The 19916-nt window shown below is 47.8% G+C and carries 26 protein-coding genes and 1 tRNA gene; 18 read left to right on the top strand and 9 right to left on the bottom strand.

What is annotated here, in order from left to right:
* Positions 1 to 33: 33 nt before the first annotated feature.
* The 5 genes from dcd to QXU03_07285 all read right to left on the bottom strand — a co-directional run bounded on the left by dcd (position 34) and on the right by QXU03_07285 (position 4984).
* Positions 34 to 561: a dCTP deaminase gene (gene dcd / locus QXU03_07305; protein MEM2171537.1), complete on the bottom strand. Its 528-nt coding sequence runs from the start codon at positions 559 to 561 to the stop codon at positions 34 to 36.
* Positions 562 to 1515, bottom strand: coding sequence for an FAD-dependent thymidylate synthase (gene thyX, locus QXU03_07300; GenBank protein MEM2171536.1), 954 nt, complete (start codon positions 1513 to 1515; stop codon positions 562 to 564).
* Positions 1512 to 2288 carry an anaerobic ribonucleoside-triphosphate reductase activating protein gene (locus QXU03_07295; protein MEM2171535.1) on the bottom strand — a complete coding sequence of 259 codons (777 nt, stop codon included), beginning with the start codon at positions 2286 to 2288 and terminating at the stop codon, positions 1512 to 1514. The genes thyX and QXU03_07295 overlap by 4 nt, the downstream gene beginning before the upstream one ends.
* A gap of 50 nt (positions 2289 to 2338) precedes the next feature.
* Positions 2339 to 4213, bottom strand: coding sequence for an anaerobic ribonucleoside triphosphate reductase (locus tag QXU03_07290; GenBank protein MEM2171534.1), 1875 nt, complete (start codon positions 4211 to 4213; stop codon positions 2339 to 2341).
* 72 nt (positions 4214 to 4285) lie between these two features.
* Entirely contained in the window at positions 4286 to 4984 is a 699-nt protein-coding gene (locus QXU03_07285) for a 16S rRNA methyltransferase (GenBank protein MEM2171533.1), read from the bottom strand.
* Positions 4985 to 5071: 87 nt separating this feature from the next.
* Here QXU03_07285 and QXU03_07280 point away from each other — a divergent pair, with 87 nt between their 5' ends.
* The 18 genes from QXU03_07280 to QXU03_07195 all read left to right on the top strand — a co-directional run bounded on the left by QXU03_07280 (position 5072) and on the right by QXU03_07195 (position 15594).
* Positions 5072 to 5437, top strand: a complete 366-nt coding sequence (locus QXU03_07280; protein MEM2171532.1) for a ribonuclease P protein component 4 — start codon at positions 5072 to 5074, stop codon at positions 5435 to 5437.
* Positions 5371 to 5655, top strand: a complete 285-nt coding sequence (locus QXU03_07275) for a YhbY family RNA-binding protein (protein MEM2171531.1) — start codon at positions 5371 to 5373, stop codon at positions 5653 to 5655. The genes QXU03_07280 and QXU03_07275 overlap by 67 nt, the downstream gene beginning before the upstream one ends.
* Positions 5656 to 5696: 41 nt before the next feature.
* Entirely contained in the window at positions 5697 to 6200 is a 504-nt protein-coding gene (locus QXU03_07270) for a 30S ribosomal protein S19e (protein MEM2171530.1), read from the top strand.
* Positions 6197 to 6532 (top strand): DNA-binding protein, encoded by a 336-nt coding sequence (locus QXU03_07265; GenBank protein MEM2171529.1) that lies wholly within the window; start codon positions 6197 to 6199, stop codon positions 6530 to 6532. Before QXU03_07270 ends, QXU03_07265 begins: the two co-directional genes overlap by 4 nt.
* 10 nt (positions 6533 to 6542) lie before the next feature.
* A complete protein-coding gene (locus tag QXU03_07260) occupies positions 6543 to 6701 on the top strand; it encodes a 50S ribosomal protein L39e (protein MEM2171528.1) in 159 nt (52 codons plus the stop codon).
* Positions 6702 to 6712: 11 nt separating this feature from the next.
* Positions 6713 to 7006, top strand: coding sequence for a 50S ribosomal protein L31e (locus QXU03_07255; GenBank protein MEM2171527.1), 294 nt, complete (start codon positions 6713 to 6715; stop codon positions 7004 to 7006).
* Between the two features lie 18 nt (positions 7007 to 7024).
* Positions 7025 to 7720, top strand: coding sequence for a translation initiation factor IF-6 (locus QXU03_07250; GenBank protein MEM2171526.1), 696 nt, complete (start codon positions 7025 to 7027; stop codon positions 7718 to 7720).
* Entirely contained in the window at positions 7710 to 7973 is a 264-nt protein-coding gene (gene rpl18a / locus QXU03_07245) for a 50S ribosomal protein L18Ae (protein ID MEM2171525.1), read from the top strand. Before QXU03_07250 ends, rpl18a begins: the two co-directional genes overlap by 11 nt.
* Positions 7973 to 8431 carry a prefoldin domain-containing protein gene (locus QXU03_07240; protein ID MEM2171524.1) on the top strand — a complete coding sequence of 153 codons (459 nt, stop codon included), beginning with the start codon at positions 7973 to 7975 and terminating at the stop codon, positions 8429 to 8431. The genes rpl18a and QXU03_07240 overlap by 1 nt, the downstream gene beginning before the upstream one ends.
* Positions 8432 to 8438: 7 nt before the next feature.
* Entirely contained in the window at positions 8439 to 9338 is a 900-nt protein-coding gene (ftsY, locus tag QXU03_07235; protein ID MEM2171523.1) for a signal recognition particle-docking protein FtsY, read from the top strand.
* The gene (locus tag QXU03_07230; protein ID MEM2171522.1) at positions 9339 to 9518 is read left to right on the top strand and encodes a protein translocase SEC61 complex subunit gamma; all 180 of its coding nucleotides are present in this window, start codon (positions 9339 to 9341) and stop codon (positions 9516 to 9518) included.
* Between the two features lie 4 nt (positions 9519 to 9522).
* Positions 9523 to 9993 carry a transcription elongation factor Spt5 gene (locus tag QXU03_07225; protein ID MEM2171521.1) on the top strand — a complete coding sequence of 157 codons (471 nt, stop codon included), beginning with the start codon at positions 9523 to 9525 and terminating at the stop codon, positions 9991 to 9993.
* Complete coding sequence (locus QXU03_07220; protein MEM2171520.1) at positions 9986 to 10504, top strand: 50S ribosomal protein L11; 519 nt, start codon at positions 9986 to 9988, stop codon at positions 10502 to 10504. Before QXU03_07225 ends, QXU03_07220 begins: the two co-directional genes overlap by 8 nt.
* 4 nt (positions 10505 to 10508) lie before the next feature.
* Complete coding sequence (locus tag QXU03_07215; GenBank protein ID MEM2171519.1) at positions 10509 to 11162, top strand: 50S ribosomal protein L1; 654 nt, start codon at positions 10509 to 10511, stop codon at positions 11160 to 11162.
* A gap of 12 nt (positions 11163 to 11174) precedes the next feature.
* Entirely contained in the window at positions 11175 to 12200 is a 1026-nt protein-coding gene (locus QXU03_07210) for a 50S ribosomal protein L10 (protein ID MEM2171518.1), read from the top strand.
* A 61-nt stretch (positions 12201 to 12261) separates the two neighbouring features.
* Positions 12262 to 12591: a 50S ribosomal protein P1 gene (gene rpl12p / locus QXU03_07205; protein ID MEM2171517.1), complete on the top strand. Its 330-nt coding sequence runs from the start codon at positions 12262 to 12264 to the stop codon at positions 12589 to 12591.
* Positions 12592 to 12740: 149 nt separating this feature from the next.
* Positions 12741 to 15461, top strand: coding sequence for an alanine--tRNA ligase (gene alaS, locus QXU03_07200; protein MEM2171516.1), 2721 nt, complete (start codon positions 12741 to 12743; stop codon positions 15459 to 15461).
* Between the two features lie 58 nt (positions 15462 to 15519).
* Positions 15520 to 15594 (top strand) — tRNA-Arg (locus QXU03_07195).
* Between the two features lie 98 nt (positions 15595 to 15692).
* Here QXU03_07195 and QXU03_07190 read toward each other — a convergent pair.
* The 4 genes from QXU03_07190 to QXU03_07175 form a co-directional block, all read right to left on the bottom strand.
* On the bottom strand, positions 15693 to 16442 hold the full coding sequence (locus QXU03_07190; GenBank protein ID MEM2171515.1) for a DUF4234 domain-containing protein: 750 nt from the start codon (positions 16440 to 16442) through the stop codon (positions 15693 to 15695).
* A 191-nt stretch (positions 16443 to 16633) separates the two neighbouring features.
* Positions 16634 to 17884, bottom strand: a complete 1251-nt coding sequence (locus QXU03_07185; protein MEM2171514.1) for a hypothetical protein — start codon at positions 17882 to 17884, stop codon at positions 16634 to 16636.
* Between the two features lie 27 nt (positions 17885 to 17911).
* Positions 17912 to 19432: a type II/IV secretion system ATPase subunit gene (locus tag QXU03_07180; protein MEM2171513.1), complete on the bottom strand. Its 1521-nt coding sequence runs from the start codon at positions 19430 to 19432 to the stop codon at positions 17912 to 17914.
* 20 nt (positions 19433 to 19452) lie between these two features.
* Complete coding sequence (locus tag QXU03_07175) at positions 19453 to 19848, bottom strand: archaellin/type IV pilin N-terminal domain-containing protein (GenBank protein ID MEM2171512.1); 396 nt, start codon at positions 19846 to 19848, stop codon at positions 19453 to 19455.
* Positions 19849 to 19916 lie beyond the last annotated feature (68 nt).

The following is a 19916-nucleotide window of genomic DNA, read 5'->3' as shown; positions in this document are numbered from 1 at the left end:
CGTTTCGCCGCGAAAACGTCTTCTCTACCGGTTCTAGTCCGGTTTCGGCGGTGTTACGTTTACTTGTCCTTGGTATTTGCCAGTGTATGGTTTGTAGACGGGGCTACTTGTTCTCAGGAAAACTACGTGTAGAAACCTCTGCTTTGAGTACACTCTTACCGGGTGTGGTCCACCAATCAACTCTATCGTGATATTTCCTTTGAAGCCGCTGTCGATAACGGTGGGAGGGATGAATACGCCAGCCCTCGCGAAGCTACTACGGAGGTTTACCAGTCCAACCAGGTCGTGAGGTAGTTCCACCCATTCTAGTGTTGTTGCCAACACGTGCTCGTAGGGCTTTATGATAAAACCTTCTTCTTCTGTGGCGTCTACGCACTCTAAGACCTCCGGTACGTTCATGACCTTGGTGTCTATTAAAGTGCTTCCCTCTCTAAACCTGCAGAACCTGTAGCCGAATCTCAGGTCTACACCGTTCTCCCTCACTGTGTCCTCGAAGATGGGATCTATTACTAGTAGCTTCTTCTCTAGGTAAACCCTTATGTCCCAATCACTAAGTATCATTTATGCTTCACCTCGAGTGCTGTTAGATTCTTGAATGTTATCTTTTAATAAATGAAATGACTTATATGCCTTTAAAACGCAGTTGCGCATCTGGTCTTTCGGCACCATTTCAAAGCACCTGGGTATGGAGAACGTGCATTCTCCCTCGAGAAACTTTTCTAGTTCACAGGGGTCGACGCGTGCGCGGTTTTCGGCTAGTACACAACGGGGACCTATATACTTGAATATGTTAGGATTCACCTTTACAAGTTGCTGCCATAAACTCCAAGCTATCATTCTAATCTCCCATTGCGCGCGAGCACACATTCTAAGTGGTAGAAACACCTCTACAAGTTCTCGCGCGTTCATGGACACCACGATCCTCGTTTTCACGGCCTGCGGTAACAGGTAGCGCGCATCTTCGTAGGGTGTTCCGCCCGCTAAAGCTTCGTAGTACATAGCCGTGGAGCTGATTAATGATTTTAGAAACTCTAAACTCCTGTTCTCGACGATTACGGGTGGTATTATAAATGCCTCACCAACAACGTCTATCAGCTCATCGAAGGTAGGTTGCGACTCCACGAGCTTGTTCAACAACTCAACGTAGTAGTCGTATGACTCCTTGTACTCTACTCCAAGTACTTCGCACGTTCTCCAGATCAACCCCTTGAGGTATTTATCGCTATACCTTTGACTCAGCTGGCTATAGCTGGCGTGCCTGTGCCTTACGAGTTGATGGCTACATACACGGCTACACACTACTTCGAACACGTAAATGCTGTGCTCTAATGGGCTTCCATGACCTCTCACTATTAGTTCCCGAATCCACTTCTCGACGAATTCCTCGCTCGTCGTATTCACGATTTCCGCGAATTCGCGAGGAGAGAGGGTGGCTTTGGCGGCTGATGCTATGATCTTTTCAGCTTCCGGTATCGTGTAAATTAGTCTTACGCGGGGCAGGCCCTTTGCGTTCACTGCTCAAACCCAGGAATAGATTTAACGACTACTCTTGAAAAACCATAATGCTTAAATAAATCAGAAATTTGCTGTAGCCTCTCTGCGTTTACAGTGCAGTTTTCTCTACACCAGCTGGGGTCACGGGGCTTTACTATTGGCTCGCTTAAAAGCGGGTTCACTACTACAACGGTTTTTTCTACTAGCACGTTACCTATTACCTGTTCTATATATTCCCTTAGTACGTTGTGAGTTAGCTTCCTGTGAACCGGGATCCTGAGTTCAAGGGGTATATTGAAATCCCGTATCACTTTTAAGGACTCTATGAAACTTTTCCACAGGTTCCGCGCAACCGAAGGTACGCCGTATAGAATCTCTGGTGGTACCTTGAGATCTGTTGCTACGTGATCCACTAGCCCTTGTCTAGCGAGATGCATCAGCTCCTTGGTGAGAGTTAAGTTTGAGTTCAGGCTGCAGGCTATACCCATGCTCTTTACTCGCTCAAAAAGTACAGCTAAGTTCTCGTATTGAAGTAAGGGCTCTCCGCCCGTTACGTGTAAGTAGTCTACTAGGTTTTTGCTGGCAACAACTTCTTCTATAACCCGCTCTACTTCTATAGGCTTGCAGAGAGATGAATCACCATTCGCTATTCTCCAGTTGTGGCAAAACGGGCACTTTAGGTTACATCCACACAGCCACAGGGTAAACGAGACGTGACCATGTACATCTATAAGCGATGTGCTTTTCCAACCTGCAATTAGAAGGGTGTTGCCCACTGCCTTCACGCAGCTCATAAAGGGTTGAATAAGGGGGTTGGGGAAGAGTGCATTAGACCATCTCGTACCTAAAACTTGTAGTGCCTCCGGGTCCAGAACTCTGCCCTTCTCTGAGGGTTCCAGTTTCTCAGTGGGCGGTAGTATCCTATGATCCTACTCCAAACGTCCACATTGCTACTACCGCAAGAGGGGCACGTCACGTACATTCCCGTGTACGTCTTATCGCAGTTATTGCAGTGGGTTATTGCGGGCGTGTAACTCCAGTATATGATGTCCGTTTGCATGAGCTTATTGGTGAGAGATGAAAGCGCCTCCGGATCCGCCTCCTCGCCGAGGAATATGTGCATCATGACTCCTCCAGTGAAGTACTTTTGTACGCGTTGCTCGACCTCGACGCGGTCCGGGAGCTCCATGGGGGCGTAATAAGGAGCTATACTACTGGCATACACAGGATTCTGCGGATCTGGTATGTACTCGGCCAGCTCGGGGTACTTCTTTAAATCCAGCATTGCAAGTTTCGGCGAAGCCGACTCGCCAGGGACCTCCTCGACGTTCCATGGAACGCCCTCCTCCAGCATCCACTTCCTTGCAGTCTTGGTAGCATACTCAACTATTTTCCTCATTAGCTCGGAGGCTCTAATCCAGTCTCTCCTAGCGCCGTCAAGCCAGAGCCTTGGTTCACCCATTAATATGGCTGCTGTTTCCGGTAAGCCTATTAAGCCGATCGTGTTGAAGTGGAAGGCCGGGAACTCGGGCATGTACTCTACTATCATGGCGTAGAAGTTCGGGTAGTTCTTCATTATGTATGTATACCTGTTCCTGAACCAGTTGCAGGCTTCCCTCACAAGCTTCAGCGTCTCGTCGTATAGCTCCCAGAACCTAGACTCCTCTTTTCCAGCCTCAAGGGCTAACCTAGGAAGGTTTACGTCAACAACGTTCACGCTACCAGTTATATCGGGCATAGCCCACAATCCACCGAACCTCTGCCTCTCCATCGTTTTCCAGTACTCCTCCCTAACGGCTTCAATGTCTTTCTTCAAGCTTAGTGTGAACTTGGTGTTTCCATAAGCACGGTACAGCTCGTGCCTGTCAATTGAGATCCTACAGCACATTGCGAATGCACTATCCGGGTCCACCATCCTAGTGTTCAACCAGTAGAAGCTCCCCCTCTTGGCAGCCGTCTTGAATACTGCTTCATGTATCTCGGGGTCTTCCCAAATCCACTTCGCCGTAACCATCAGAGTTGGAATCGGGAAGGTGAACGGCTGGCCAACGCTATCACCCTCGTAGTACAGCTCTACTAGTGCTTTGAGGAAAGTCTTTGCTTCCTCCTCATAGGTGCTGAGAGGTTCTGTTTCCATCCCTCCGTATACTGCTTTATCTCCTTCAAGCATTTTTCTGGGTGCATTCATTGTAATGGTGAAATTACTGAATGGGGTTTGAAGCCCTATTCTGGTTGGATAGTTCAGGTTGTAGAGTAGCCTCTGTATCTGCTGTTTTACCTGCTTGTAGGCTGGCTTATCAATTCTTATGAACGGGCCTGCGTACCACTCAACGCTTGACAGCGCCTGCGCGCCCGTGAAGTAGTGTTGCATGGTGATCAGGTAGTTTGCGACGTGGTCAACGAACGTGTCGAAGTGCCTCGCGGGGCGGGAGACTATGGTAATTGTTCTAAGCCCCTTCTTCAAGAGCCTCGCAATGCTGTGCCCCGTGCAATAGGGAGTGTAGACACTGTGAGGTAATTTGTGAATGTATATGACCCCTTCTAAGTGCGCCTTTAAAATGTGGTCCGGTATCAACTGTAACGCGTCATGCTCCATGTACCTGTCTAGAAGCCACGCAAAGAAGCCGCTAGGTCCCTGGTACCTATTAGCATTCTCGTTTACGTCTAAGCGGTTCCAACTCGCGTAAACGGACAAGGGATCTTTACGGCTATCACCCAAATTCCGTCACCTCGTTATATTTACTTGTAAATGCTCACCTTAAAGGATATCGGTTCACATAGAGCAACGTGATCATAGTTCGAGCAGTTTGAGGGACCTTTCGGCTGAAGATATTACGCGCGATACTACAATATGCGTCGCGAGGGGCTCTCCGTATATCGAGTAACAATGTGTTGCTCGCTGCCGCGTCATTTCTTCGAAGTCGCCTCGAGGAAATGCTCCAATACCTATTGCTAGTCTTTCCTTCATCGCGTGCTCGATCACCGCGCATACCGGTCTATACTCGCATTTCTCGTCTAGTAGTATTAAGCCGTTAACCGAGAGATCTTCTAACAAGTCTTCGAGCCTCATCGTCTTTAAGTACATCAAGGGCCTAGGGGTATTAGGCGGTACTTGGCCTAGTTTAAAAAGCTGCTCCATTAAGCCGACGAACCTATTGTAGTTTTTCGGCAACCTCGTTGAAGGGTCTACGAAAAGCGCGTGCCCTTCTATAGTGTAAACCGCTACCTTCAAGTACCCGCGTCTACAAAGCGGGCTTTCCAAGACCTCTAGTAGACTTACGTGGATTATATCAGGTCTCCCGCGCTTGTTTGCCTTGGGGAGCCTCTTCATCGCGTGGTAGTGTAAGCTCGCGTCTAGCAAGATCTCCGTGGGCTTTTTACCCCGTCTAGATGCTGTTTTTAACACTGCGGGGTGATTCGCTATGGAGGGGGGCACCCTCTCGATCGCCGCTTCGAGTAGCACGATTACGAGTTGCCGAGAATTACTCATTGGTACCAGCCCAGTTAAGCGGGTTCTCCACTAGTTCAGGGATGAAGATATTACCCCGCCTTTATTTTACATTTCTCGGAGCTCGGAATGGGTGTGAAAGCGGGTAAGGAGAAAGGAATGCTGAAGACTATAGCGAGGGAGAGGGTCTCACTACTCTTGGACATGGCATTTCGCAGGGTGAGAGAAGGGGATATAGACCTGGCAAGGAAATACGTGGAAATAGCACTACGGGTTGCGAGCAAGGCTAGACTGAGGCTTCCAAGAACGCTTAAAAGGAGCTATTGCAGAAACTGCTTCGTACCGCTGATACCGGGATTAACGCTTAGTGTTAGAATTAAGAGCAGTGGAAAGGAGTCTAGAGTAGTGTACAGGTGTCTTCTTTGCGGGTGGATAAGAAGGTTCGTGGTAAAAGGTTCGAGAAGAAGATTAAGGAGAGGATTACTGGAAAAGTAGACGTACAGCTGGGTAAGAACGGCATTACAGAGGGTTTCTTAAGGGAGCTTAAAAATAGGCTTGAGAAGCACGGTATCGTCAAAGTGCGAGTGCTCGGGTCCTTTAGGAAAACGTACACGGATGACGTTAACGCCGTAGCCGTTACCCTGGCCGAGAAGACCCGTTCACGCGTGTATGAGATTAGGGGCTTTGCAATCATACTTATAAAGGAAAAATAAACTTATGGAACTAGGTAGAATGCGTTGAGCGGTGCTTAAGCATGGTTACTGCGTTAGAAGTTCCCGCAGACGCGCTGATCGCGAAATTGGCCGCGTACATTAAGGAAAACATACCAGAGATTAGGCCACCATCCTGGACTAAATTCGCTAAAACTGGGTGCTTTAGAGAAAAGCCTCCTCAAAATCCCGACTGGTGGTACTACAGGGCAGCCAGTATTCTCAGAAAGCTATACAAGGCGGGAAGGCCCGTGGGCTTAAGTGAGCTCAGAAGAGAGTATGGCGGGAGAAAACGCCGTGGAGTAGCACCTGAAAGAGCCTATAAGGCCCCCGGAAACGCTATTAGGAGGATTCTCCAGCAACTAGAACAGGCTCAGCTAGTTAGGAAAACAAGAGAGGGTAGAGTGCTCTCACCCCAGGGGAAAGCACTACTCGACAGAATGGCGTTTGAAATCCTAGAAGAACTTACCAAAGAGCGGCCGGAGCTTGTTAAGTACCTCCCACCGCTTGTTAGGCTTAAGTTTTTAAGTCGGAGTGGTGTTACATGAGCAACGAATACTCGGGATACGACGAAGAGCTTGAAGCCATTAGAATGCGCAAGCTAGCCGAGTTGAAACGGCGCCTTGAAGAGGAGAAGGAGAGAAGAGCGCGCATAGAGGCCGTTCTAAGGCAGATCCTCACGCCGGAGGCCAGGGAAAGGCTTAACAATCTGAGGCTCGTAAAGCCCGAACTGGCGAGTAGTCTCGAAGAACAGTTAATCCTGCTTGCTCAGAGCGGAAAAGTCCCCATCCCTATAACAGATGAGCTTTTAAAGCGGATACTATCAGAACTATATGAGCAGAGTAGACGGGAGACGAGAATCACATTCAAAAGGAAATGAGGGGGCAAAAGTGGCTAGGGCCAAGCACGTAGCCCGTAAGTTGAGACTGGCTGCCGCTCATAACAGTAATAAACCCGTACCGGTTTGGGTTACGGTAAAGACGAGGCTTAGAGTTAGAAGGCCGTTTAGGCTAAGGCACTGGAGAAGAAACAAGCTTAAGAACATTTAGAGGTGTGTGTTGTGAGTGAAAGCCGTAGCTTAGATGTGACCCTACACATCATACCCCTTAGGAGAGTATACTTCGGGCGCAGGAAGAATAGGGCCGACAGGGCTATTAGACTCGTAAAAAAGTACCTTGCAAGGCACTATAAGGAAGCGGAGAAGATCGCTGTAGACCCCGCTCTTAACAACTACGTGTGGTCGCGTGGACGAGAAAAGCCTCCTAGAAAAGTAGTAGTTGAAGTAAGGTTTGATAAAGAGAGTAAAACTCTCCGTGTTTTACTAGTAAGGCCTAGTAAGTGGAGACGCAAGTGACGTCGTGGTGTTCCAATGGTGGAGATCACCAGGATGAGTTTTTTCGGTAACCCGAACATCGGAGTGTATGCGTATGCAAATGACAAGCTACTCGTACTACCTCCGGGACTTGGAAAAGACGACATCGAAGAGATGACGAGCGTCCTCGAGGTGGTAGTAGTAGAGGCAAGAATTGCCGGTACTATTCTGAATGGAGTGTTTGTAGCTGGAAACAGCAACGCGGTTCTACTACCTCACATAGTATTTGAGGAAGAGCTAGAGGGCATCAGGAAAGCCATAGCTGAAAGTGGACTAGACCTAGAAGTTGCTGTCTTAGAGAGCAAGTACACGGCCTTAGGCAATATCCTTCTCTGCAATAACCACGGGTGTATTGTAAGTCCCTTGATCGAAGAGCAAGAGATAAAGCGCGTAGCCGACATTCTCGGGGTAGAGGTTTTCAAAGCACGGCTCGTAAACATGGATGTGCCGGGGAGTGTGGCCGCCATATCTGATCATGGCGGTGTAATACACCCCGACGCAAGTGAAGACGACTTAAGAATAGTTAAGGAAATAGCTAAGGTTTCGGTGGAGTACGCAACCGTTAATGGAGGCGTGCCCTTCGTTAGAAGCGGGCTAATAGCAAATAATAAAGGAGTAGTTATAGGTGGAAATACCACGGGTCCGGAAATGCTTCGCATTAAAGCCGGGTTTGAAGGGGGTAGGAATGGGCGGTGAAATAAAAATATATAGAATAACCGGGCGCATGCTAGTTAGCCACGACAGGCTTCCAACGTGGCAGAAATTCGTACAAGAAATAAGGGCACTAAATGAAAAAGACGCCCTTGAAAAGGTCTATTCACTCCTTGGTAGTAGGCATAAATTAAAAAGGCGTCACATAAAGATCATAGAAGTTAAGGAAATAAGCCCGGAGGAGGCATCGAAACCCTATATACTTCAAATATTAAAACTCGAGAGGCTTGTTAAGTGATGAACACCGCTCAGTCCGGTAAGGAAACCAAGAGGGTAGTAACCTTAGATGAGCTCGTCGCGAGGGCGACCGAGCTTAAAGAACACATTAACATCCTCGAGACGACGATCAACGTACACTTAAACCAATATAGAGAAGTCCAGCTAGCGTTTGACACCTTAAAAGGCCTTCCAGAGGCGCCTGTTCAAGGCTACATGATCCTGGACAGGCTATCCAGTGTAATGTTACCGGTGAGCGTACTCGAGGGCTGGCCTAGCAATGTCCTGGTAAATCTAGGCCTGGGGTACTACCTCAAGACAAACAGGGACAAGGCCGTTGAAATACTTACAAGGAGGCTCAGAGAACTCGAAAAGGCAATAAACACTCTACAATCACAGCGCAGAGTAGCCGTAGAGGAGTACCTAGGATTGCAGAGGTTAATTAGTCAGATCATTGAATCGCAGAAGGAATCAAAGTGACCTTAAATTGCTTTCAAAGCTCAGGCAAGTATTTAGAAATTTTATTGACACGGCATCGGCTATTTTCGCATCTAAGGAGAAGCTACTGGAGGCTGTAGAAGAGCTGAAGCTTGAACTAGTTAGCCGGGATGTTGCCTACGAGGTTGCCGAGGATATTGCCAATAGACTCAGCACGCTAATAAATGAGGGAAGTGTCAGGGATAAGAAGCGCCTCATAGCAAGTCTTCGTGAAATACTCCTAGTCTACTTCAAGGAGGCGGGAACGGTAGATGTAGAGGCGCTTGCTAGGACTAAAAAACCCTTTAAAATCTTGTTCATGGGCGTGAACGGCGTCGGTAAGACAACCACGATCGCCAAAGTTGCCGTCTATTTAAGGGATCGCGGCTTGCGGCCGCTGATGATTGCCGCTGATACCTTTAGGGCAGCTGCCCAGGAACAGCTGAAAAAGCACTCCGAGAGGACGCAAATACCAGTATTTATGGGTAAGTACGGAGCGGATCCAGCCGCCGTGGCATACGATGGAATAGCGTATGCCTCTTCGCGGGGGTTCGACGTGCTGTTAGTCGATACAGCTGGTAGAATGCACACGGATGTTGATCTAGTGAATGAACTGCAGAAGATTGTGAGGGTTGTTAAACCCGACTTGAAGCTATTAGTGGTCGACGCTCTAACGGGAAACGATGCAGTGGAGCAGGCAAGGTTTTTTAACAAAGCTGTCGGCGTGGACGGCTTTATCGTAACGAAGCTCGATGCCTACGAAGAGGGCGGGGTCCCCCTTTCACTTGTTTACGTTGCGAAGAAGCCCATAGTGTTCGTGGGTACGGGTCAGGACTACAGGGATTTAAAGCTTTTTAATCCCTTAGATTACGTAGATAAGGTGCTTCCAGTCGAGGAGTGGGGACCGTAGATGAATCTAAGAGAGCTCGTTGATTCGTGGAGGAAGATACTTCAAATAGCGACTAAGCCCGATAGAGACGAGTACCTAGCTGTTCTTAAGATAACAGTGCTAGGTCTGGTTTTAGTGGGTCTGATAGCCTTCGTCGTAAGGGTAATCTTCTACACGCTTCTATTCCCATATGCGGGGTGATATCATGAGCGGGGAACCAGAGCTATCAATATTCGCCGTTAAGACGACGGCTGGTAGGGAGCTCGATGTCGCCTTCATAGTGGAGAGGAGGGTACTAGAGAAGCTAAGTAAGGGGGAAGAACCCGGGGTTTCCAGCATCTTAGTAGCTCCTGGTGTCAGGGGATTTGTGTTCGTTGAAACCACGAAGCCAACTGAGCTTTACAAGCTCATTTCAAACATCAAATACGCATCAAGCAGTAGACTCCTAAAGGTATCATTAGCAGACATACTCACGATGCTTAGACCGAAAACTCTCGTAGAAGAAATCGCTGTTGGAGACGAGGTAGAAATCGCTAGAGGGCCTTTCCGTGGTATGAGGGCCCGGATCGTTTCAATAGATAAGAACAAAAGCACAGTTACAGTTAACTTATTAGAGGCGACTTTTTCAATACCCATAACAATACCAATTAACTACGTGAAGAAGAAGGGTGGTTGATACGGTCAAAAAGACTTTAAGGTTCATAGTGGAAGGGGGCAAAGTAACGCCGGGCCCACCAATAGGGCCCACGCTATCTCCATACAAGGTGAACATAATGGAGGTCGTTAATGCAATAAACAATGCAACAAAAGATTACGAAGGGTTGTCCGTGCCCGTAGAAGTCGTAATCGATACAGATACACGTAAATTCGAGGTAAAAGTCGGCATTCCAACCACGACAGCATTACTAATGAAAGCGGCAGGTGCCCGCGAACCTTCAGGAGACCCAGCGCACAAAAAAATAGGTGATGTGTCTATCGAGGACATCATAAGGGTAGCTATCATTAAAAAGGACCAGCTTACGGCAAAGACATTAAAAACAGCCGTAAAAATTATTCTAGGTACAGCTCGCGCTATTGGTATAACGGTTGAAAGTAAAGATCCCAAAGAAGTCATCAAGCTTGTGGATCAAGGCTATTACGATGAGGTAATCTCGAAATATGAAGAGGAGTGGAGGAAACTGGGGTGATCCGGTGTCAGCTGTGAATAGGGAGGTACTTGTTCATGCAATAGAAAGGGCTATAGAGCTTGGCAAGGGACGTGGTTTTAAACAAAGCGTTGAACTAATAGTTGTGCTAAAAGACGTTGACATAAAATCCCCACAACTTAAGATTAGAGAAGCCGTACCCCTACCTAGGGGTAGGGGGAAGGACCTCAGAGTGTGCGTGGTGGGAGACGCGGACATCGCCGAGAGCGCCAAAGAGGCTGGCGCCTACAAGGTAATACTGAGCACTGAACTACGTGATATGAGCAAAAAGCAGGCAAGAAAGGTGGTATCCGTGTGCGACTGGATACTAGTAAAACCCGAGTTAATGGGTATTGTTGGAAAGGTTCTTGGGCCAGCGCTTGGCCCGAGGGGTAAAATCCCCGTCCCTATACCCTCTGGTAGCGCCATTAAGGCCCTGGTGACGAGGTACAAGAACACGGTGCTGGCAAGGATCAAGGACCAGCCCGTAATAATGGTGGCCATAGGCACAGAGGACATGAAGGCTGAAGACCTGGCAGAAAATGCTGTTACAATACTTTCATCCATTGAGAGCAAGCTGCCTGCGCGTTCTGCAAACATAGGTAAAGTCATTGTTAAAACTACAATGGGCATGCCGATAGAAGTTCCCATAGGCCGCTGAGGTGACAGGGAAATGAGCATGTCTGGTCTGCGCACTAAGAAAGTGCAGGAATGGAAATTAGGCCTTGCATCGGAGATCGCTAAGTTAGCTAACGAGCACCGAACGATCCTAGTAGCAGACCTATCTGGAGTGCCGGCTAAGCACGTTCAGATGTTACGTAAAAAGCTCGACAAAGTGGCTATTTTGAAAGTGGTAAAGCCAAAAGTAGCGTTGAAGGCGCTTGAATCCCTCGCTCTCCAGACCGAGTATTTTAAGCCTTACATGACGGGCCAGGTAATGTTCATATTTTCAAACATTAACGCCTTTGAACTAGCAAGCATGGTAGAAAACTTCGTTACCAAAGACTACTATGCGCCGGGAGAAGTAGTAGATAGAGAAGTAGTCATACCGGAGGGTAATACGGGGCTACCTGCCGGTCCAATATTGAGCGTGTTTGGCAGGTTAAAGATCCCGACCAAGGTAGAGGGGAATGTAGTTTACGTAGTTAAAGACACAGTTATCGCCAAGCCGGGTAATGTAGTATCAGCCGATTTAGCTGCTCTTCTGCAAAAACTAGGTCTCGCCCTCAAGGAGATTAGAATAAGGGTTAAATGTGCTCGCGACGGAAACCTAGTAATACCAGGCGATAAGTTAAAGCTGAACATCGCAGAGTACGAGGAAATGATTAGAGCCGCTACTATAGATGCTCTGAAGTTGGCGTTGGAGCTTTTAATTCCGGAACCAACCGTACTACAACTGGCTATTGTTAAAGCCGAGAAACAGGCCCTTGCACTGTTATCTGAGACTGGCTTCATAACGCCGGAGACGGCCGAACACGTACTTAAAACGGCTTACTTAAAAGCACTGGCACTAGCTACTGAGCTTTCAAAATACATACCTGAGCTTAAACCATGTGTAAAGCTACCTGGTCAGCAAGCTCAACAGGTACAGCAGGTTAAGCACGAAGAAAAGCAAGGCGGGAAGAAGGAGAAGGCAGAAGAAACTAAGGAGCCCGGTGAGGACGCTCTCGCCGAAGGGTTTACCGCACTATTTGGATAATGGGAGTATTTAAAAACCTTTTAACACATCCTAACCTAGAGGCTAGTAAGAGGTGGTAGTTATCGAGTACGTATATGCTGCGTTACTGCTTTACAAGGCTGGTAAAGAGATTAGCGAAGAGAACTTAACAAACGTGTTGAAAGCAGCCGGTATTGACGTAGATGAGTATAGGGTGAAGTCGCTAGTAGCAGCGCTTAAAAACGTGGACATAGCCAAGGTACTTGAACAAGCACTAGTAGCACCCGTAAGTGCAGCCCCAGCAACGGCTGCTCCGGCAGCCCAGCCACAGCCCGAAACTAGCGAGAAGAAGGAAGAGGAGGAAGAGAAGGAGGAATCCAAGGAGCTCAGCGAAGAAGCCCTCAGTGAAGGGTTTGCCGCATTATTTGGGTAAGGTCCTAGTTGCTGTATAATCTGCTTCCCGAAGGATCATTTTTACTAAGCTTGAAATAGCACGTAACCGGCCTCCACCCCAGTCACCAGCATCATGGAAATAAATACCTCATTCGTTAATCTAAACACATAGCGTGATAAGCGGTGGAAATGGACGTCAATTACAAGTACTTGAAGGAAAAGTATAGCTATGAGAGATATAAATGTAAAGTGTGTGGTAGTTATTTCTGGAGCAGGGTTCCAAGAGATAAGTGCCCTGACCGCCCCTGCAGTAAATATGAATTACTCTTTAAGGAGTACAAGAACGTTACTCCTTTAAGTATTGAGGAGGTCAGAAAAAGGTTTATAGAGTTCTTGAGAAAACGAGGTCACGGAGTGGTCCATCCCTATCCTGTTCTCGCAAAGTGGAGGAATGACCTCTACCTTACAATAGCTTCGATAGTGGTGTTTCAACCGGAGGCCACAGACGGCATAACCGATCCACCCCATAACCCGCTCGTAATAATTCAGCCTTCTATCAGGCTCGCAGATATAGATAACGTAGGACTAACTTTCGGAAGGCACCTTTCCAGTTTCGAAATGGGCGGTATGCACGCGTTTAATAAAAAGGAGAAGAGTGTTTACTGGTCGGAAGGCATAATAGACAATACTATGGATTTCTTCGTGAAGGAGATAGGTGTTGATGCCGATGACTTGGTGTTTAAAGAGGGCTGGTGGGAGGGTGGAGGCAATGCAGGACCAGCACCCGAGGTCCTGGTAGACGGCATGGAGCTCGCAACTCTAGTACACATGGCTTACAAAGTTGTTAACGGCAAGTACGAGCCTAACCCCGTTTTGGTCGTAGACTGCGGGTATGGGATCGAAAGAATCGCGTGGTTCACCCAGAGAACGCCTACAGGCTTTCATGCCGTATACGGCAGGCTTATTGAAGATTACAGGAATATCTTGGGAGTCGAGGAGCCGCCTCACCACGTGTTCAAGGAGATCGTTTACCTACTGAGTGATAGGGAGATAGCGGGGATTGACGACCTCGTAAAGCAAGTGGGGCAAAGCAGGTACGCGGAATACGTCCGAGACGTTGTAAACGCCGTATACCTGCACAGCACTCTTGATCATATACGGACAGCCTCTCTAATGCTATCCGATGGCATCGTACCTTCGAACGCTGGTGAAGGCTACTTAGCCAGGCTCATAATTAGGAGGCTACTGAGAAGCCTCGTAAAGCTCGGGGTAGAGTACCACAAGCTACCGGAGGTTCTCGTGGAGCTCGCGGACCGGCAAATAGTGTTCTGGAATGGCGATTACATTTATGGGAAGTTCAGTAAACACCGAGATTACATCTTAGAGGTCCTCGAAGTCGAGGCAAACAAGTTCATCAGTACCGTTTTAAAGGGGGTGGAAATAGTAGACAAGCTAATTAAGAGAAAGAAAGCTATAACGGTAGAGGACCTAGTCGAATTATACGATTCGCATGGAATACCCCCGGAGTTTATTGCTGAGCGGGCATCTGCAAGTGGGGTACTCGTGGAAGTACCTCAAGACTTCTACTCGAAAATAGCGCAAAGGCACGCTACGCCGAGCACCCTGGTTAAGGCAAAGGAGCGCGAGCTTCCAGTAGATGTTACCGAGTGGGCTTCCCGGTTCGGAGAAACCCGGAAGATCTTCCACGAAGACCCTTACATTACGAGTTTAGAGGCCACCGTTATCGGGGTCAAGGGCAACTACGTCGTACTTGACGCTACCATAGCGTATCCGTGGGCCGGAGGGCAGGATCACGACGAGGGCGTCATACGGTTCGGCGGCGATGCGTTCAGGTTAGTTTACGTGGGCAAGGTAGGAGATACTATTGTACACGTACTCGACAGAGCCCCACCGTTCAAGCCGGGCGATAAGGTAATCGTAGAGATAGATTGGGATAGACGGTACAAGTTGATGAAGCATCACACCGCCACACACATAATGCTAGCGGCAGCGAGAAGGGTTCTCGGAGAGCACGTGTGGCAGGCTGGTGCTGAAAAAACGCTTGAAAAAGCACGTTTAGATATTACGCATCACAAGCCGGTAACGCCCGATGAGGTGAGGAAAATAGAAGATCTAGCTAACAGCGTTGTGAACAGTAGATTAGACCTGAAGTTTCACCTCATTGATAGGTTCAAAGCAGAGGAAAAGTATGGTCTCGGAATACACCAGGGAGGAGCTATATATGCTCCTGTTCTCAGAATAGTTGAAATACCTGGCTGGGACGCCCAGGCATGCTATGGTACACACGTATACAATACGTCAGAAGTAGGTGGAATTAAGGTGATAAACTTCGAGAGAATACAGGACGGCGTAGTTCGATTTGAATTCATCGCCGGAACCAGGCTCGTAGATTACAGTAGGAGCCTCGAAGAGCAGAGAGGTGCCGTGCTCGCTGCAATTGGTGCTAAGGATCAGGATGTCGTAGTGGCGGTGAAGAAGCTTTACGAAGAGTACCAGAAACAGTTGCAAGTAACCAGCAAGTACAGGGAACTGGTTAAAAGCGCGCTTCTCGAGAAAGCCCTCAAAGAAGTTACTACTATATGTAACGTTCCCTTCACTTATATAGAGTTACCCGTTACGGACGAGAAGCTGATCAGATCATTAGTGGAGGAACTGGCATTTAAACGTAAAGTTCTCACCGCCATAGCGTTCGAAAACGTAGTGGAGATCTCCATAGACCCCCTAAAAGCGCGTGAACAGCGGATTGATTTGAGAAAGGCAGTACAGTACTTGTCAAAACAAGGCTTTAAAGGAGGGGGTAAAGAGGATCATGTGGTTCTAAGAGGCCAGAACGTCAACATCAATTTAATTTTAGAGGCGCTCAAAAGCACAATGTGCGTGCTACAGTAAGAGCGGTGTAGGAAAATGTATAAAAATAACCCCCATTAAACTCATTATTAGTACGCGAGGGCCCGTCGCCTAGCCAGGATAGGGCGCCGGCCTTCTAAGCCGGAGGACCCGGGTTCAAATCCCGGCGGGCCCGCGATCCTCTACCTGATTAGGCGTGAAAAGCGCGTGTTCACGCGGGGCCACGTAAACGAGGAGTAGGTGGTTTAATTAAAAATGTATTTGGGACTGGATCTAAGGTCTCGCCGGAGTGCGAGCGAGCTGTTCTAGCGCCCTTATAGCATTTTCCTCAACTAAGTGGTGGGCCCTGAAGTGCTCGTTCGGATCCCTTGTGAGGGTGTAGATCCAGTATAACCCAAATATGCCGAGCGTTATTATTGACAACACAATGTACAGTATCGTACTTCTACTAGGTATGCGTGGTTCGAGCCTTGAAACGGCTATACCTCTCCTCTCTAAGATTCTTGCCAGGTTTTCGTAGATCGCCACCTCTCGCCGCTCGTGCTTGTGGAAGTCCTTGTTTAAGAAGTGATACACATAGAGTATGACTATTCCTACGATGAGTGATAGTATGATCCACAACGCCGCGCTTTTCTCCCGCTCTTCGTACTGCATTTCCTGTACACTACTCCTAATTTGCGCGACCTCGGCATCGGTTAATTTCAGCGATTCCAGGGCAGATACTAGGTTTCCGTAAAGGCTTGCCGTTCTACGGAAGTGATTGTTCCTCCTAGAAATCCACTTGTACAGCACGTATATGTTGATTATAGCACCTATAAATATTAGCACAGTGAAGGCTCCCAGGCCTGCGAGGGCCCCTTCACCCCCTAATAGTGCTGGGATAGATGCGAGGAGTCCTATGAGAATGAGTATCATGGGTATGAAGGGTAGCCAGATCGGCATTACATAGTCCGTTTCTGCCGCCTCCCTTGAAATTCTCCTCATCTCTGCAATGTAGTGCTCTGCAAGAGACCCCGTAGACATGGCGTTCCCCACGATCCGTAATATCCGAGGACCCCCCTAAAATAGCTTCACATTAAGATTTCCACGAAGCTATTTCCATTAACACGCACTAATACCATTAAAGAAATGTAAATGCCATGTACTGTAGTAAGCCGTGAGCACCTCGAGGATCTATCGTTTCAACGAGTTATCGCATCGTATTCTTGACTTACCTAAAATATGCCAGTGTATAGGAGTACTAATGTCATGGATGCTAGGATTGTTGCCGGTACGGCCAGTTTCGAGCCTATGAAAGTACGGTCTTTTAAGAGACACGCGGGCATGGCCGTTAGAATTGCACTAACATATGCATAAACCCCGAGAACTCTTGCATTGGCGTTCACGACTGCTGGCATCCTCGCGATCATCACGTAAGACGCAACGATTAGTAAAACGACGATCCCGGAGTAGAGTAAGTAATGTTTTGCCTTCTCCTCAACGTATTTCCTAAGGTTACTGACCTCATCTACAAACTGAATTATCGAAGTCACGTGGGTACTGTTCGGGGGGCTGTAATGCATTAAGGTCACTAGCCCCGACATCACCTTGAAGGCCAGTACGGGAAATTTCAGTTTACGAATGATCTCCGCTGCCCTAAAGCCGCTTAATAAGCTATGCAGAAGTAGTCTAAACTCTAGTAGCGGAGACCTCTTCAAAGAGTTCAGTAGGGCTATATCCGCCGGCTCTCCAAGCATTATTTGAGAGTACGTATCGTTCAGTATTTTTAACGACTCACCTTCAATCGCTACTCTGCGTTTCACGGGCTTCATTACAATTACGCATAGCACACCAAATACTAGTAAGTGCACTACGAGACCGTATAGTACCGATACTAATAGTAGGTTCGACGCTAAAATGAAAAACACCTCCAACGCAGCTGAAAGGGCACTCGTGTTATAGTACATCCACTTGGTCACGTAAACAGCCGTGATGTAACTCGTTAACCCTACGAGTTGTAGAATGAAAATGCCTACAACGAGCGGTAAAGGCCATAACGGCAGTACCGAGAGGATAGAAATACTTAGTACCGCCACTAATATCGCTTCATAGAGAACCTCAATGAACTTGAGCTTTTCACCAATTTTAGCTCTAAGCGCTGCGAACTCCGTTCTGAGCGCCGCTGATACGTATGTCCGTGTATCACCACTCGTCAAGAGCACACTTCCATACCCTCTTAAAAAACTCGTGAGCTTAGAGCCTGAAGCAATATCGCTTAGTTTATATAGAGCTAACTGCGGATCACCAAGTGCGGTTTCCAACAAACCATACAGTCTCGCTAAGACCTTGTAGCAATCTGCTATTTCCACCTCTTCTTTGCGAATAGCGCTAAATAAATCGTAAGCCTTTAAGCCGTTGATCTCGAGCCCGTGCAGGTGCATTAAGAAGTCCAAGTAGCTCTCATCTAGACATCTACTCAGCTTCACCTTTTTACACCCGGCTACCGGCTTGGGTCACCGATACTCCCTTACAGCCTCCTCTACCTTGCCGTAGAACTCGAGCAACTTGACCGCTAGATCGCTGATCGTAAATATCCCTTTGGAAACTAGCCTTTCGAGAAAAACCGCTCTCCTAATTATTTCTCCGTACAGCTCGTCCTTAGAGGAGTAGAGCCGCCCCAACCTCGTGGAGGAGCTCACGACCCTTTCTATGGCGCAACTCTCATCCGTATTAGAGCACACCTCCGCCGGCGAAGTGTCGTCACCTATCTCGGAGAGCGAAACGACCTTTCTCTTACTGCCTTGCACGCCTGTGAGTACTATGGTCCATATGTTGTTAAGCAAGTTCCTTGGAATCGAAATAGGCGGCGCTATTAGCCTCTTTAGTACGGACTCAGGACTATCGGCATGTATTGTGTTCAGCACGCCGTGCCCTAACCGCGATGCTTGAACGAGCAATCTAGCTTCGACTCCTCGTACTTCCCCGATAACGATGTAGTCAGGTCTTCTTCTTAGAGCGAATTTCAATAGAGTGAAAGAGTCTATTTGTGAAGTCTGTGTGAAAACCTCGCTCTTCTCAACTAAGGGCTCCCACAGACCAGTAGTACCCGATATCTCGGGCGTATCCTCAATTGTAATTACTTTTTTGTATGGTGGTATTAACGATAGGAGTGCTTGAAGTAGCGTTGTTTTACCCGATCCCACGTGCCCGGCTATTATGATCCAGCCCTTGTTCTCGAGGACGAGCCACAAGTAGGATGTTATGATCGATGTTAAAAAGCCCTCATTTATGAGCTTTGTAATAGTCCAAGTAATGCCGCTACGCTTTCTTACAACTAGGCTACTGCCGTGGGGAGACACAGCATCTCCATAAAGTAAGCTTACTCTGAAGCCGTCTCCACAAGCACCCTCGGCGAGAGGATTTACAAACGAGATGTGCTTTTTAATTCTACGTGATAGCGATACGACTAATCTGTCTACGAGCTCGGGTTCTAGCACCATGTTTGATTTTAGCCACCCCATCCACGAAAACTTGTTATGAACAACGTACACTCTGCCAGTGCTTTTGCTAAGGGAAATGTCCTCTACGTAGGGATCGAGAATGAACGGCGTTAACGGCCCCCATCCACTGGTTATTTTGATGAAATTATACGTGATCTTGTCCATGTCCCCCGCTACGTCTTCTCCCTTAAATCTATAGTCTTCACCCTGATCCCTGTTACTCGTGATGTTAACTATGAATCTGTCTATGACGCCACCCAATTCTGTTTCCGTGGTTGGGGGTTCCTGGATGACGTAGTACAGTTCCTCTCCGAGAAGCCCAACATGTATGCTGAGTAAACCCCTCAAACTGTACGTCAACAACGTATTATCTAATTGCACATCCTCTAGCCTATATCTCTTAACGTAGGAGTTTACGAGCGTTTCTACAATGTCTTTTAAAAACCGATCCCTCCGATATAGGTCATCTCCGGGTAAAGTACGACCTAGTACATGGGGGAGAGTGAAAAAAGCCTTGATAAGTGATTTTAACATGTATTTCTAACCCAGCGTGTTTAGTGCACCCTCACGGGAACGGGCTCTGTCATCGAGCCGTTACCGTACACTATGATTACGTATTGAGGAGCTTCGTTAACATCGTATAACACAATTTGCCTCGCTTCCCCAGGCGAAATTGATAGAGGAGGGGTAATGTTTCTAGTGTCACTGCGCGCAGTACCCGAGAGGATCATGTCAACGCCGTTGACTTTTACTTCGCGCGTTCCTACATTTCTAACCTCTATAGTGAGCCTCTTAAGCGGTGTTATGTAGTAGGCGTTTTCAACCACTATTTTCCCCGTATCCACGGCCGTGTTCAGGTAGCTTGTCACATAAGTGTACATCAGAACGCCCCCTGCTATGGTCAGCGCTAGTAATATCGCTGTTGCGACTATTCCGGATATGCCCTTCATGCACGGGCACCCAGATTATAGCAGAGGGATTTTAGCGGTCACTCTGTAAAAGTATAAAAACGTACTTG

The sequence above is a fragment of the Desulfurococcaceae archaeon genome (assembly GCA_038845865.1).
GTDB lineage: Archaea > Thermoproteota > Thermoprotei_A > Sulfolobales > Desulfurococcaceae > UBA285.
Note: the sequence above shows the minus strand (reverse complement) of the source record. Positions and strands in the feature narration are given on the sequence as shown.

What these genes read in the sequence shown, in the direction of transcription:
- dcd (MEM2171537.1), bottom strand. Translation starts at nt 561, where the DNA reads ATGATACTTAGTGATTGGGACATAAGGGTTTACCTAGAGAAGAAGCTA.
- QXU03_07295 (MEM2171535.1), bottom strand. Translation starts at nt 2,288, where the DNA reads ATGAGCTGCGTGAAGGCAGTGGGCAACACCCTTCTAATTGCAGGTTGG.
- QXU03_07285 (MEM2171533.1), bottom strand. Translation starts at nt 4,984, where the DNA reads ATGAGTAATTCTCGGCAACTCGTAATCGTGCTACTCGAAGCGGCGATC.
- QXU03_07280 (MEM2171532.1), top strand. Translation starts at nt 5,072, where the DNA reads ATGGGTGTGAAAGCGGGTAAGGAGAAAGGAATGCTGAAGACTATAGCG.
- QXU03_07270 (MEM2171530.1), top strand. Translation starts at nt 5,697, where the DNA reads ATGGTTACTGCGTTAGAAGTTCCCGCAGACGCGCTGATCGCGAAATTG.
- QXU03_07265 (MEM2171529.1), top strand. Translation starts at nt 6,197, where the DNA reads ATGAGCAACGAATACTCGGGATACGACGAAGAGCTTGAAGCCATTAGA.
- rpl18a (MEM2171525.1), top strand. Translation starts at nt 7,710, where the DNA reads ATGGGCGGTGAAATAAAAATATATAGAATAACCGGGCGCATGCTAGTT.
- QXU03_07240 (MEM2171524.1), top strand. Translation starts at nt 7,973, where the DNA reads ATGAACACCGCTCAGTCCGGTAAGGAAACCAAGAGGGTAGTAACCTTA.
- QXU03_07230 (MEM2171522.1), top strand. Translation starts at nt 9,339, where the DNA reads ATGAATCTAAGAGAGCTCGTTGATTCGTGGAGGAAGATACTTCAAATA.
- QXU03_07225 (MEM2171521.1), top strand. Translation starts at nt 9,523, where the DNA reads ATGAGCGGGGAACCAGAGCTATCAATATTCGCCGTTAAGACGACGGCT.
- QXU03_07210 (MEM2171518.1), top strand. Translation starts at nt 11,175, where the DNA reads ATGAGCATGTCTGGTCTGCGCACTAAGAAAGTGCAGGAATGGAAATTA.
- alaS (MEM2171516.1), top strand. Translation starts at nt 12,741, where the DNA reads ATGGACGTCAATTACAAGTACTTGAAGGAAAAGTATAGCTATGAGAGA.
- QXU03_07190 (MEM2171515.1), bottom strand. Translation starts at nt 16,442, where the DNA reads ATGTCTACGGGGTCTCTTGCAGAGCACTACATTGCAGAGATGAGGAGA.
- QXU03_07180 (MEM2171513.1), bottom strand. Translation starts at nt 19,432, where the DNA reads ATGTTAAAATCACTTATCAAGGCTTTTTTCACTCTCCCCCATGTACTA.
- QXU03_07175 (MEM2171512.1), bottom strand. Translation starts at nt 19,848, where the DNA reads ATGAAGGGCATATCCGGAATAGTCGCAACAGCGATATTACTAGCGCTG.